Genomic DNA, 12,676 nt, shown 5'->3' on the forward strand with positions numbered 1-12,676 from the left:
AAAAAGGATGACACTTTTGGGAAAATGAGACCCTTTGAAAGTGATCGTCATTCCTCTTTACCTCCCGCAATGACACGCTGTGATCATGACAGGACGCAGAAACAGTAAAAATTTTGCGACATAACCGCGAGGTTAGCTGTGTCAGGACCATACGGAATTTAGACTGGCAATCTGAAGCACGCGATATCGGACACCGTGCACTCTAAGGCACGGTTTCCAGATCGGTTTCGCGAAATTCGTTATCCGTCGCCAAGATTGGCACACGATAATATTTTGCGCACGCGTAATGAATGCAGTCTGCCAAGTTCAGACCACGACGGCCTTTCCGGTAGGTATTGGCCGCGTGGAGTGAAAGCGTCGTGGTTCGTCTTGCAGGCGGCAGATCGCGAAGCTCAATGGCGCGGGCGTCCAGAAACTCCATGATAATTGGCTCAACATGATCAATGGGAAGATCGAACTTGTCTGGCCGAGATAAGGCGAGGGCAGTTTCCAGAACGACAAGCGGTGATGTAAAGCGCTTTTTGGCATTCATGATCGCGGTGGAAACGCGTTCGGCTTCTGGTTCGTCGGACAAAACAGCGACGAGGGCGCAAGCGTCAATAAACATGTCGCTCACGATTCCCACATTTCGTCATAGGCTTCCTTCGGTAGAGGCTTTTTTGCTGCTTCCTTGCCTGCAACGTGATATTTTTCTCGCAAACGCGCTGCAGTCTGGGCCGGTGTTTCGACGTTCAGACGGCGCTCGATCGCTTCGCGCATGGCAATGACGATTGCATCAGAAATGCTTACCTTTGCGATCTTTGCGAACTTGCGCGTCAACTGGTCGGCGGTTTCATTTGTGACATTGATTGCCATGACTGGCACTCCATGTAGATAAATATTTACTTTAATGTAGATGCTTTTCTCTACATTCGCAATGGGGAACCGGTCGTGCGGGAGAAACGCACGACCGTCCTGCGGCTTATTCAGCCGCTTGGGAAAACTCCTCTTCATCGTCGACGCTTCCAGCTTCTTCGCCGGTTTCGTCGTCCATGGTTTCGGCTGCGGCTTCATCCGCGATCCGAACGGGGACCGGGAGCCATCCGCTTCCGGAAGCGAGCCGTTCTGCGATCAAACCGCTTCGGCTTTCTTCTTGGCGGCACGGACTGACAATTCCGCATCCTTGCCCTTGGCTTCGGCCACTGCCAGTTCAATCGTCGTCCTGTTGACGTGATTGAAATAGTTGTCGGCGGTCGGCTCGAACCAATCCGACATATCAACGTCAAGTGACCGGGCAAGTTGATTGGCCTGCGCCACATCGCCCTTGCGCTGGCAGAATTTCGGCTCAACCGCATTGACGGCATGAGCGGCGGCAAAAGCCAGAAGCGATAGAAGCATGTCTTGTGGCTGCTCACGCAGCCAATCGAACAAGTCATCAGGATTGCCGGGAAGAATGTCACCGTAGCGATCCGACAGGTCGTTGAAGGCCAACAAGCCTTCGCAGTTCGCGGCATCCTTCATCGAACCGTCAAGCCGCTCATGGCTGACGCGGATTTGCAAGGCGCTATGACCGCCGTAGGGATAAACAACCTCGATCAACATCGAATGCACCACGGCAACGAGCCCGATGTCCGCATTGTTCGCCAGTTCAATGCGCAGCGCCGCTGTCTTGTGTGCGGTCAGGTCCTCTATTAAAGCCGCACTATGCGTCATCACTGGAAGGGAGGGAGCCGTCAACTCGGACGAATGTTCCGTCTCGCTGTTCTCAGTCTCGTCATCAACCGTCGCCGTCTCGGCCTTCACAAAGCCACGCTCGATCCGAACCTTGCCGTAGTAGTCCATCATCACGAACGCACCAGCCTGTTCCAGTGCTTCGGAACTGAAAGCTTCCGTCTTGGCCGTCAGAGCGTCAATACGCTCCTGAACACCTTCAAGCTTTTCCTCGGCCTGATCGTCGGCGGCATCATGCTCAATCAATTCGGCAATTTCGTCATATTCTGCCTGTGCTGCATCAAGTGCGACCTGATCTTCAGCGGACAACGGCACGTCTTCGGGATAAAAGCGTTCCATGCGGTGCAACCCATCGGGAACGCCCGTGCTGCATTCGACCCACTGCCAGCCTCCGGCCTTCACCTGCTCGGCAATCACGGTGAATCTCTCTGCAACCAGCCTTTCCAGCAAGGCGGCATCCGTGGCATATCCACCGTCTCGCGTATCGAACAGGTCACGTTTGACCGCTCCGCCTGCCGCTTCATATGTCTCAACGCCACCGATGAACTCAAAACGCTTGTCGTCTGCTCGTATCATTTCCTCGGTCAGGGCATACCTGATCCGGTGCGCGTCACGATTCCAGTCAGGCAGGGCGTTCCAGACTTCCATCTGGCGCTTTTGATCATCGCAGATGGTAAAAGCTTTCAACTGGCTATAGCCAATTTCCTCGTCCCGGAACAATTGCAGCAATTCGGGTGCGACGCGCGCCAGCGCGAGGCGCTGCCGCACTATGGTTTCAGAGATCGCAAAGCGAGCGGCGATATCAGCAATGTCTTTTCCCTCATCTGCCATGGCCTTGAAAGCTTCATATTGGTCAACGGGGTTCATTTCTTCGCGCATAGCGTTTTCGGCAAGACTGATTGCCGTGGCATCCTCGGCGGCACGTTCCTTGCACTCGACCGCGAAATCTGCCGCAATCTCACCAGCCTCTGCCAGAAAAAGCAGCGCCAGACGGCGGCGTTCACCAGCCGTCACGAAATAATGGCCTTTCCTATCGCCCTCGCGCACGACCAGATTTTGCAACGGTTGATAACCGTCGCTACGCAAATTTGCCGCCAGTTCTTCAATACCTTCCTTGCGGTAGGTTTTGCGCACGTTCTTCGGGTCACGATCCAGCTTGTTCAACGCGATAATGATGGTTGTTGGCTTGTTCTTATTGATCATGATCTTCTCCATTTTCCCGCGAAGCGGTCTTGCTCTTGCCCATCGGGCAGGAGCCCCACTCCTGCTCCCGAGCTCGTGCGGAACAGCGGGAGAGGGGGTAGCAAGGAAAAAAAACGGAGGGGGTTCGCCCGCCCGAGGCGTAGCCGGAGGGTCGGTGCAGATCCGCGTATGCGGATCCGTATCGATCCTGCACGAGCTGAGGACCAAAGGGACGATGCGAGGAAGGACGGGGAGACCGTTTTTTTCTTGCGAGGGGGAGAGGGCAGCGCTCTTTCTCCCTCACTAGTGAAACTAAAGATGACCGCCGTTGCGGTCGCCATTCATCATCTGATTGTCAACGAGGGAGGGAGCCGACCTGTTTGCACGCAGGACGGCTCCCAGGTGATTGACGCCAAGGGCTAGCAAGACGTCAGCACCTATTCCGGTTGTCGCCGGATTGACGCACTATGCTGAAGTCGTCGGGTCGTGTAAACAAGAGATAGCCAATTCGGTAATTGAAATTTCTTTGAGCCGCTATGCGCCTTGCACGAGTGCGATCGTCACCCGCATGGGCAGAAACCGGCATAATGCCAGGTTCCGTGCCGAAAGCATAGAGCGCCGGCGCGCAGCTACGTGCCCAGTCCATTCAATCATAACTCTATTTTTCACCGCATTCAGCTAGCCAAATCGGCTACATCGATTTTCCCATAAAAGGAATGAAACAACGTTTGACAGGAGATATGAAGGGACGTTCGTTAGAAGAATGGATTGATATTCTTGGGCTTGAACAGGTCGACGATCCACAAATAAAGAAGCAGAAATGACGAAATCGATTTTCGACAAGCTGCGGACGCTCGACGCTCCTACGCTTGCGGCGATCTCTAATTTCATCCAGCATTTGAAGACCAAGCCTGACAGCATTGACGAAAGCGGCAATCAGGATGCGGCGTTCGCCGCATCCTGATTGTCCCTTTTTTTGAGGAGGAAGAAAGATGGACGCGATACCTGTGCTTTTGCCGGGCCAGACGCTGCAGGATGCGCGCAGCATGATTGAGGATGTCTGTTCGTTCCGAACGGCAGACACAAATCTGATCATAGAGGATTGCCGTGCTTACTACGGCGACAAGGCAAGCATCATGGCCGCTTGGTTCGGTATGGATGCGTGGTTTGAAGGTGATGATGCATCCAAAGCCAAGTGGGCAACAGTCCTCAAGCACATGATTCAATAGGAGCTGGATCGTGCGCATTTTGACTGATGAAGAGGCGACAGGCCTGGTCGGATATCCAGAGGATGGCGTGTATGTCGCCATGGCAGAGCATAGCGGCGACAATCCGCGGCTGCTAGGTGGCGAATATTGTGAAGGTGGCCTTTCTGGAACGGCTCTGAAGGCCGCGGCTTTGCCGCGCTATTATCCGGAGACAGCGCAGCTCGTCGTTGCTATCGTCGAAAACGGGCGTTTGATGACGCTTTGGGATTACAGGACTGGTGATGCGCGAGACCTGTCGCCGGCGACGCGAGCGATGTTTGAGCGGATTGGCGATCTGGAAGAGGAGGTTCGGCTTCTGAAATCCAATCAGGATTATTACCGGCAATGCCTGATCGCTCTAAAGAAACAGCATCCCGATTGCCAGGATTCCATCAACGACGTCTTTTTGTCGATTCCTTATCCGGGACTGGAAAATGAGCGACGATAAGTACCATCCTTACCCCCAAACCGGACCGAATTTCCTGACCGTGGCGAAGCCACAGAGCGGAAAAACAGCATCCATTATCGTTCAGATGAAGTGGGGCGGAAAATGAGCTCTCCACTGAAAACGGCTTTATTTATCGGCTTCCTCATGTTCCTGTTGCAATTCGTCGTGGGCGCAATTGTAGGGCGTTTCTTCCTCGGCCTGCTCATCGCCACTGGCGGGGCGCTATGGCTCGGTTATCAAGTTTATCAAACCGAAAAGTCGTATCATTCATGGTGATTGGCGTGGATGGATGCAAAATGCGACTTGCGGTTTACGAATGGACTTTAGCAAGCCGATCATGTATTATATAGCAATATCAACAACATAGTTCCATAATGCGTATTATGCGATTTTTGTATATAACAGCAATATACAGATGCGACAGATGGGCAAGATAGAGATGCGACATTTTTAGGTCGCGTGCTCTGTTCAGATCGAACGAGGAAAGGAAGACTGGCTCTCTATTGATGTGTATCAGTTTAGAGAGTTGCCATGTCTTGTTTGATTACTATGTCGCAGAGAGAACTCAATCGATTGGAAGTCATTCAGAAGATACGGGATCGCCGCCTGACCGTTATACAGGCCACCGCATTGCTCGATCTCAGCCGCAGCCAGATTCATCGTCTTTTACAGGCTTACGATAAACTTGGGAGTGCTGGACTGGTTTCGGGAAGACGCGGTCGCCTGAGCAATCATCGTTACAGCGAAGATTTCCGCAATGGTGTTCTGGATTTGGTGCGGGGTTATTATCGGGATTTCGGTCCGACACTGGCCTGTGAGAAGCTTGCCGAACGACACCAGCTTTCGGTCAGCAAGGAGACGCTGCGGCAATGGATGACGGTGGCTGGGTTGTGGACGTCGCGTCGTGAACGCAAGCGACAACTGCATCAGCCGCGCGGCCGGCGGGATTGTTTCGGTGAACTGGTGCAGATCGACGGGTCGCATCACTGGTGGTTTGAGGAGCGGGGTCCCAAATGCGCCCTCCTCGTTTATATTGACGATGCCACCGGCAAGCTTCTGCATCTGCGTTTTGCCGGATCAGAGAATACATTCGATTATTTTCATGCGACGAAGGCCTACTTGCAGGAATGGGGCAAGCCGCTGGCCTTTTACAGCGACAAGCATGGTGTGTTTCGCTCCACACATGGTTCAGAGAAAGATCGAACAAGCGGCCTGACACAGTTTGGTCGGGCACTTTATGAGCTCAACATCGATATTATCTGTGCCAATACTCCGCAGGCCAAAGGCCGTGTCGAGCGGGCCAACAGGACTTTGCAGGATCGCCTGGTGAAGGAATTGCGACTGCGCGGCATTGATACAATCGAAGCAGCAAATGCTTATGCGCCGGAATATATTGCAGACTTCAATGCCCGGTTTGGCAAGGAGCCGCGCAATCCGAAGGATATGCATCGACCGCTGGCCGGGCATGAGAACATCGACAGCGCGATGTGCCGGAAGGAAGTACGGACACTTTCGCAAACACTGACGCTGCGTTACGACAAGGTGCTGTTCATCCTGGAGCCGACGGAGCTTGCAAAGCGGCTGGCCCGACAGAAGGTGATTGTCTGCGATTATCCGGATGGCCGTCTGGAGATCATGCATGGAACGGACACCCTGCCCTATACAACCTTCGACAAGCTTCGTTCTGTTCACCGGTCGCCTGTTGTCGAGAACAAGCGATTGGATGACATGCTATCGATTGTGGCCGAGATGCAGGCAGGTCGGGAATTGCAACGCAGTAAGAGTGGACCACGCAGAACGGGGCAGACGAACCACATGTTTGGTGTTCGCGACGGCAGCACAGCCAACGGTTATCAGAAGCGTGAGCGCAAATCGCGCACCGCTTACATGAACGATCCTGAAGTTACTGCACGTCGGGAAAAAGCATTAGCCCGGTTGGCTGCAGCCGAGTGAAATGCCCATCTTTAATGACATTTGGCACTCTCAAAGCTAAAGCCGAAGAGGTGGATATTCACCCGCCCCCATTCCTCGCTTGCAACCCTGACCAGCCTCTCGGAATGGGGGCTGAACGTCAGCACCTGTCGCATTTCTATCTTGCTAAAAACGTCGCATCCCTAACTTGCTAAAACATTGTATGCAGTCGGCCAGATAGTCAGTAATTGTGCGGCAGAACGGATCTCGAGCGCAGTCCACTTACTCTCAATCCAGTCATTGTTTGCCAGGAAAGATATGAGTCGTGTTTTCGCGCTCGATTGGGATAAAACCAATCGTCGGCCAGAACAATTCCGCATCAGAGCCCGCTGAGTAGAGCACGATCGGGCGATCAAATGTCATCGCATGGTTAAGTACAAACAATGCAATCTGTCGATCAACCCCGCGCCTCCGGAAAGCCGGTCGAACGTAGAACCGCCGCATACGTAGCCAGTTGCTATCCATGAAATCCTGTGTTGTACCGCCAATACCGGCGATCTCACCATCGACAGTTCCGAGAGCTAGAATTTCGCCGGGGCGGTCAAAGCGATTGGCCCCGCTGCGCCATTCGTCACGAAGCATGGAAATCATATTGCGGCCTTCTGCTTCGGCCTCTTGCTGCAATTGATCCAATTGGGCGGGCAGTTCGACAATCTGCCTAATCACAAAAGCACTTCTGTCACCCGTCATCTGAATTTCGCCTCCTATCGAGTTGGTTCCACCGAACCTCAATTCGGACGCCAGTTTAATGTTCGGCATTGGCGGCGCAAGAGCGCCAACGAGCTCATTGTTTTTAAAGGGAAGAAAGGGCTCTGCCCTCTCTCCCCACAAGCATCGCCTCGACCTTTCGATGCAGCAAGTCGGTCGCACCATTCCAGGTGCAACCGCGTTGCGCACCATCAGGCAGGGCGGGGGCCTTGCCCGCTCTTCGCCGCTGCTTGCCCCCTCTCTCCCGGTCTGACTTGCGACGCCGCAGGAGCAGGAGCGGGGCTCCTGCCCCATGGGCAAGAGCAAGACCGCTTCGCGGGAAAAGGGAAAATGGAGAGCGAAATGGTAAAAAGAGGCGAGGAAATGCCTGTCAGGCTCGTCGTTGTGACGGATGCTCACATGCAGGCTTTTGGTAAGAGAACGGATCAGCGGGGCGTTGGCGAGAACTCGGATGACCTTTTCGATGCCGATCACGCAAAACGGCTTCTGGAACTGGCGGCCGCCGAGACGAACGCGCGGCGCGTGGTAATAGACTACAGACCGGGAAATGTCGCTGACGCTATCGATAAGCTGGTCTATATCGCGGCTTTTCTGATTTCTGGTCGATCAACGCTGGCAAAGGACGAGATGAGAAAGGTGCTGAGGAGTGTCGAGAATTTGGACTGAGATGGGCAAGAAGCCCGCTCAATTGCGGGCTTTGCCAGATTATATTTTGACCTTCAATGAGAAGGTCAATGCAGAAACGATATCATCATCGAAGTCATAGGACGCGTCCAGATAAGGACGGCCTGTTGCAGGGTTGACGACCTCATTCGAGACTTCACCGCCGGTAAGCACCCCTATCAATCCACCAAATCGAAGCTCATGGAATATCCTGCAGAACGCTCCAGTCGGTCCACTTTAACGACCCGAAGGCAAGCCAATCCGGCGCAATTCCCGACTGCATTTTCAATTCAAGGGATTGTGGCAGCTTGGCGGACCCGTTTACATCCCATGATCCTCCTGCAAGCGGATTTCCGCCAGCGCCAGGTGGGAGACCTGTGAGATCGAGCTTACCGGTGAACTCGTCAAGTTTAACCTCGGAATTATAAACCAAGCTGGCACGAAATGCGTATTCCGGAACCTCGTAGGCGAAGCCACTGCGCCATCCCCATCCGTCTGCTTCCAGCGTTAATCGACCGAGACCGTTCCAGCCAAACGGGTTAGCCGGGATAGGCGCGACCAGCTGTTCTTTGAAGCCGTCCATGGATTGGTAAAACACACCACCGATGAGCCGAAACTGGCCCTTCTCGCTGACGTCGAATTTATAAGAACAGGTTCCGGAATAGCCATCGCTATTCATTTTGGTTTCGGTGTTGTCGTTGGCGCCAGCCCAGTTTCGACCGGGATTTGTATGTGCGCCCCATGGCTGCGAATAGTCGAGAAGGCAATCAAGGGAATCGATGATACCGAACTTGAGACCGATCCGCGGAACCAATAAGCCTCAGATTCCTTAACACCGTCGGTTCGTCCCCCACCAACTGGTCCGTCCCACGGACTGCTATCTCTGACGTTATTTAGCTTCCTGTTTGGCATGACATAGATGGAGGTCGCCTCCGTGGCGAACCGATCCGGATCAAACAGAAGGTCTATGTTATAGCCGCCACGTTCCAGTCCGCCGGCAGAACCATGACTGGCCGTTCCCAATACAACGCAGCTCGTACAAAGCAGGGCCTTCAAAGGCAGTTTGACCATTAATTCCCCTCCGAGAATGGTGAAATTGATCCCCTTGATTAGGACAAACCCCTGCACCTGATGATGGATATTCACAATTGATAGTTCATGTTTGACGATCTGAACTGTCAGACTTCGACAGAAACCGTTTTAAATTAATTCCGGCGAAAATTATGTACGGCGGAATTGCCAGTGAATAGTGACCACAGTTTAATTGCAGAACATCCGGGTTTACGCCAGCATTATTCAGACTTTCCAACAGAGCAATTGACACTTCTGGCAATACAACCTTGTCTCTTTTTCCCAAAACGATCTGAATATCCAGATCAGGACGGGCGAGACTGTAAGCGTAGTTCCCCAGATCAAGCGGTGCCCAAGCCCTGTGCAGTTGAGAAAGGTTTATCGTGGGTTCAAAGCTCTCGCGTATTGCTCGCGTTGCTCGCCCGGTCCAGACCATTTCGGCCAGACTGCCACCTGTGAGAAACAGCGAGGCTTTCCTAACGTTGGTATCATGAGCGGCGACCAGTCCTGCGACCCATGAACCGAGGCTCATTCCGAGTACGGAGATTTCTCGATATCCTTCGCTTTTCAGCCAACGAATGAGCTTCTGTCCATCCCACACGGCCTGCCGTAGTGACTGGATCGTTCGGCCAAGATTTGCGCTTAGCATATAATCAGCGTAGTCGGCCCCCGGACGGCTCCTTTCAAAATGATACGGCATAGCAATCTCAACGACTGTGATGCCCCTTTTGGACAAATAACCCGCTATCTGTCGGTTGCGGGATCGTGCGTTCCAATGATGAAAGATTACCAGTGCCTTGTCGCGCGAGCCGCTATCGGTGATCTTCGACCAGACCAGGTTATTTTCCTCAATGTCTGTCGAAATATCAGATGGAAATTTGAGGAAATCCCCTGCCCGCTCAAAATCGTTGTCGTCGCCGAGTGGCGCTCTGAAGTACGATGGCGTGGCAGTTGCCTGCACCCCGAGCTTGCAGAATTCTTCGATGTTGGAAACATTCGCAGCGCCCGGAAACGCGCGTTCTGCATCAAGACTGACGATCGTTGCTTTTTTAGCATCTTCTCCGCGTCGTGCCCGTTTCTCATCCCATTGATCAAGCCAACTATGAAACACTTTGATTGCTAACCTCACTCGCACGCCCGCGCCCGAAGGCCGGATCAAATAAGCAGTAAATAGCGATTAGGAGCCCGGCAAACATCAGGACCGTAAAGCCGGAAAACGCGTCGATAGACAAATAGCTTGCGAAAAGCAGCGCCACAACTGCGGTCATTTTCCAGAGAGCGACTTTATAACGACTTCCCGATCCAGCGCGGATCACACCATATAGAAAAACAAAACAGGTTGATATTGCGATGAGCAGGCTGCTGAAGTGTGTCGGCATCCGATAGCTAATGCGACTGTGCACGTCTGTACGATCGAATAGGATCGATGAAAGGTCGCTAATCACCCATGCAACGATGCTTGGGTCATTTGACGCCAGATAAGAGCTTTGCAGCTTCATGACGGTAGCGATCAGCATACCTAAGAGTGTGCAGCGGAAAACCCACAGCATAACCCAAAACCCGGTATCGCTTAGATCGCCCGCGTCCAAGAGGATCCGTGATTTTGCCGCGCTGCGGATTTTCCAAAAGTCATTGATCACAGAATAAAGCAGAATAAGACCGGCGAAAAAAAGATAAAACGATAGGCACATATAGAGGTAGGCGAGCGCCGTGAAAAAGATCGCAACAGGTATCGTTACGATTTCAGGCCGGACTATCGCGACTGTGCCCCAATCGATCGCGTAATTACCTCCGCCTTTGATGAGAGGCATCAAACAGACGCCAATCCACTGGAAAACACCCGCAAATAATAAGCATATTAGGAACACTGCCCAGAATGAACCGGATGAAGCATCAATAATTCGCTTCCATGCGCTGTCGCTGTCCTCGATTGCGCCATCGACAAGCCCCCTCCGTTTTTCGTGCTTCCACGAATTCACCAGTTCAAAAACAAAGGCAAGGAAGAGCGGGAGGAATACCATGAACACTAATGTCCAGTTCGCCGCCCAAAGGAAGCCGACCTGCTTGATGACGCCATCGGATCGGGTGAACTTAACGTTGTGAATGCCTATGATGAACGAAAGGAATCCAAGGGCGGACATTCCGGCAAAAACAGAAGCAGACAGATTCAGGGGAGAACCTTCGCTGAAAAGCTTCTCAGACTGTCTGGCTAGGTTCCATCGCCTGCCATCGTCATCGCGTACGGAATCCGATCTTGCTATTCGAGCTGCACCCCGGTCTGGCTCCGATGGCCCAACACTTTCGGCCCTCTTCATCTCGCGTCTTTTCGCCACCAACCGGGACTGAGCCGCGCTAAGCTCCATAATCCATTCACTTCTGGCAGCCGAGTCACCGCAGCTTAGAACTCTCGCCAGCAAACCGATGTTGGTAGTGCTTATGCCTTTCTCATTCTCCTGAAACCAGAGCTGTACAGTCCGTAGATCAACGCCGACGCGCTTGGGATCGACAAGCGTTATGGCCTCCGCAAGTAGCTCCGGCGTCCAGGGACCAGTGCGAGCGCCGTCGCTGCCGAGCGGGCGACCTGCGCCCTCAGCGGCGATACGCTTGAACAATTCCTTGAAATCGCTCCCGTCTTTCGGTGGAACGAAAAAAAACTTTCCGTTTTTTATCAATCTCTTACCGGCTCAAATTTCGTTGCGTTTCGCTTCGTTTCGTATCCTAGCGTGCAAGATACCTTAATCAACGTTTTTATCATTTAGATTTTGGGATGGCTGTTTCGTCAGAATTTGGTGCATAGAGGTAAGAAACTGAGCATCGTACAGTAAGAAGTACCCGATCTTCTAATGAGTATGCTTCTTGCTGCTATCAACTATGCGTCAGTTTTGAGAATTGCACTTATGAGCTTAACCCATCTTCTGAAAATGACTTTCGGAGGCCATTATGGATGCAATTGGGAATGCGATAAGTTGGGAGAACGAAAGCGGCGGCGTTCCAGAATGTAACGCTGGCCCGACGAAACGGCTGCTGGAACTATCGTCTTTGGCTGACGACCCGCGCCGGGTCGTTGATTATGAGCCGCAAGATGTAGATGACGCAATCGGCAAACTGGTCTATCTCGCAGCCTCAATTATCTCAGGACGGCTAACCCTCGCGAAAAACGAAGTGGCCACAGTTTTGAAGAGTGTCGAAAATATCTAACTGTGATGGAAGCCCGCTCGCGGGCTTCATTTATTTGCGGTCTGTCGCAATCCATTCGCCAGATGATTGATCCTTGGCAAATCCAACCGTCCTCGCAATAGCTTGCGCTGACGGATTTTTTTTGACGTTGGTAACGCACTCGACTACGCCGTTGGCACCGTCAACAGGCCAACAATTCGCTAGTGAGACGGAAAGCTTTTCAAGTTCACTCCTATCCCACAAAAGCGGATTTTTCTCTTCCAGTTTCCTTACGGCAATCAGTGCTTCAGCTTGAGTTGGTACATCGAGTTTAGCGCTCGACGCTGGCTCATCTGGAACGGGACAAAGTGTCGGGTCGGCGTTGATGGCCGCAACTATGTCGGCCTTGGCCAGTGCTTTTGCGTTGCTCGTAGAGTTGGAGACTGCGAACCAAGTACCGCCCGCACCGACTGCGATGCCGGCACTAGCAGCCAGTGCGAGAAGTGCGTTCTGATTCATT

General features: G+C 52.8%; 16 protein-coding genes. 7 read left to right on the forward strand and 9 right to left on the reverse strand.

All coding sequences use genetic code 11. The features are described 5' to 3' along the window. Window positions 1-202 precede the first annotated feature (202 nt). From F9K94_RS23600 to F9K94_RS23610, 4 genes are all read right to left on the reverse strand, one after another. The gene (locus F9K94_RS23600) at window positions 203-607 is read right to left on the reverse strand and encodes a type II toxin-antitoxin system VapC family toxin (protein ID WP_151610734.1); all 405 of its coding nucleotides are present in this window, start codon (window positions 605-607) and stop codon (window positions 203-205) included. A gap of 5 nt (window positions 608-612) precedes the next feature. Continuing rightward, the gene (locus F9K94_RS23605; protein WP_151610735.1) at window positions 613-855 is read right to left on the reverse strand and encodes a type II toxin-antitoxin system VapB family antitoxin; all 243 of its coding nucleotides are present in this window, start codon (window positions 853-855) and stop codon (window positions 613-615) included. Between the two features lie 106 nt (window positions 856-961). Further along, on the reverse strand, window positions 962-1,114 hold the full coding sequence (locus F9K94_RS24750) for a hypothetical protein (RefSeq protein WP_231771632.1): 153 nt from the start codon (window positions 1,112-1,114) through the stop codon (window positions 962-964). After that, entirely contained in the window at window positions 1,111-2,913 is a 1,803-nt protein-coding gene (locus tag F9K94_RS23610; RefSeq protein ID WP_231771633.1) for a ParB/RepB/Spo0J family partition protein, read from the reverse strand. The genes F9K94_RS24750 and F9K94_RS23610 overlap by 4 nt, the downstream gene beginning before the upstream one ends. A 799-nt stretch (window positions 2,914-3,712) precedes the next feature. On the opposite strand from F9K94_RS23610, the gene F9K94_RS24570 reads away from it, so the two are divergent. The 5 genes from F9K94_RS24570 (at window position 3,713) to F9K94_RS23625 (ending at window position 6,540) form a co-directional block, all read left to right on the forward strand. Beyond that, entirely contained in the window at window positions 3,713-3,856 is a 144-nt protein-coding gene (locus tag F9K94_RS24570; RefSeq protein ID WP_192799576.1) for a hypothetical protein, read from the forward strand. A gap of 28 nt (window positions 3,857-3,884) precedes the next feature. Continuing rightward, complete coding sequence (locus tag F9K94_RS23615; protein ID WP_151610614.1) at window positions 3,885-4,121, forward strand: hypothetical protein; 237 nt, start codon at window positions 3,885-3,887, stop codon at window positions 4,119-4,121. 10 nt (window positions 4,122-4,131) lie between these two features. Next, a complete protein-coding gene (locus F9K94_RS23620; protein WP_151610613.1) occupies window positions 4,132-4,587 on the forward strand; it encodes a hypothetical protein in 456 nt (151 codons plus the stop codon). A gap of 102 nt (window positions 4,588-4,689) precedes the next feature. Next, window positions 4,690-4,863 (forward strand): hypothetical protein, encoded by a 174-nt coding sequence (locus F9K94_RS24575; RefSeq protein WP_192799577.1) that lies wholly within the window; start codon window positions 4,690-4,692, stop codon window positions 4,861-4,863. Between the two features lie 255 nt (window positions 4,864-5,118). After that, complete coding sequence (locus F9K94_RS23625) at window positions 5,119-6,540, forward strand: ISNCY family transposase (RefSeq protein ID WP_151610612.1); 1,422 nt, start codon at window positions 5,119-5,121, stop codon at window positions 6,538-6,540. A gap of 255 nt (window positions 6,541-6,795) precedes the next feature. Here the strand turns inward: F9K94_RS23625 and F9K94_RS23630 are convergent, their stop codons facing one another. After that, entirely contained in the window at window positions 6,796-7,248 is a 453-nt protein-coding gene (locus F9K94_RS23630; RefSeq protein ID WP_151610611.1) for a GNAT family N-acetyltransferase, read from the reverse strand. Between the two features lie 360 nt (window positions 7,249-7,608). Here F9K94_RS23630 and F9K94_RS23635 point away from each other — a divergent pair, with 360 nt between their 5' ends. Continuing rightward, window positions 7,609-7,932 carry a hypothetical protein gene (locus F9K94_RS23635; protein WP_231771634.1) on the forward strand — a complete coding sequence of 108 codons (324 nt, stop codon included), beginning with the start codon at window positions 7,609-7,611 and terminating at the stop codon, window positions 7,930-7,932. A 196-nt stretch (window positions 7,933-8,128) separates the two neighbouring features. Here the strand turns inward: F9K94_RS23635 and F9K94_RS23640 are convergent, their stop codons facing one another. The 3 genes from F9K94_RS23640 to F9K94_RS23650 all read right to left on the reverse strand — a co-directional run bounded on the left by F9K94_RS23640 (window position 8,129) and on the right by F9K94_RS23650 (window position 11,672). Next, on the reverse strand, window positions 8,129-8,743 hold the full coding sequence (locus tag F9K94_RS23640) for an outer membrane protein transport protein (RefSeq protein WP_373418773.1): 615 nt from the start codon (window positions 8,741-8,743) through the stop codon (window positions 8,129-8,131). Window positions 8,744-9,085: 342 nt separating this feature from the next. Beyond that, the gene (locus F9K94_RS23645; RefSeq protein WP_151610616.1) at window positions 9,086-10,111 is read right to left on the reverse strand and encodes an alpha/beta fold hydrolase; all 1,026 of its coding nucleotides are present in this window, start codon (window positions 10,109-10,111) and stop codon (window positions 9,086-9,088) included. After that, window positions 10,101-11,672, reverse strand: coding sequence for an RcgA family putative transporter (locus F9K94_RS23650; RefSeq protein ID WP_151610610.1), 1,572 nt, complete (start codon window positions 11,670-11,672; stop codon window positions 10,101-10,103). Before F9K94_RS23650 ends, F9K94_RS23645 begins: the two co-directional genes overlap by 11 nt. 268 nt (window positions 11,673-11,940) lie before the next feature. Between F9K94_RS23650 and F9K94_RS23655 the strand changes: the two genes are divergently transcribed. Then, window positions 11,941-12,198: a hypothetical protein gene (locus tag F9K94_RS23655; RefSeq protein WP_151610609.1), complete on the forward strand. Its 258-nt coding sequence runs from the start codon at window positions 11,941-11,943 to the stop codon at window positions 12,196-12,198. A gap of 30 nt (window positions 12,199-12,228) precedes the next feature. On the opposite strand, the gene F9K94_RS23660 is transcribed toward F9K94_RS23655, so the two are convergent. Continuing rightward, window positions 12,229-12,675 (reverse strand): hypothetical protein, encoded by a 447-nt coding sequence (locus tag F9K94_RS23660; protein ID WP_151610608.1) that lies wholly within the window; start codon window positions 12,673-12,675, stop codon window positions 12,229-12,231. Window position 12,676: the final 1 nt, after the last annotated feature.

The sequence above is a fragment of the Brucella tritici genome, assembly GCF_008932285.1.
Lineage (GTDB): Bacteria > Pseudomonadota > Alphaproteobacteria > Rhizobiales > Rhizobiaceae > Brucella > Brucella tritici.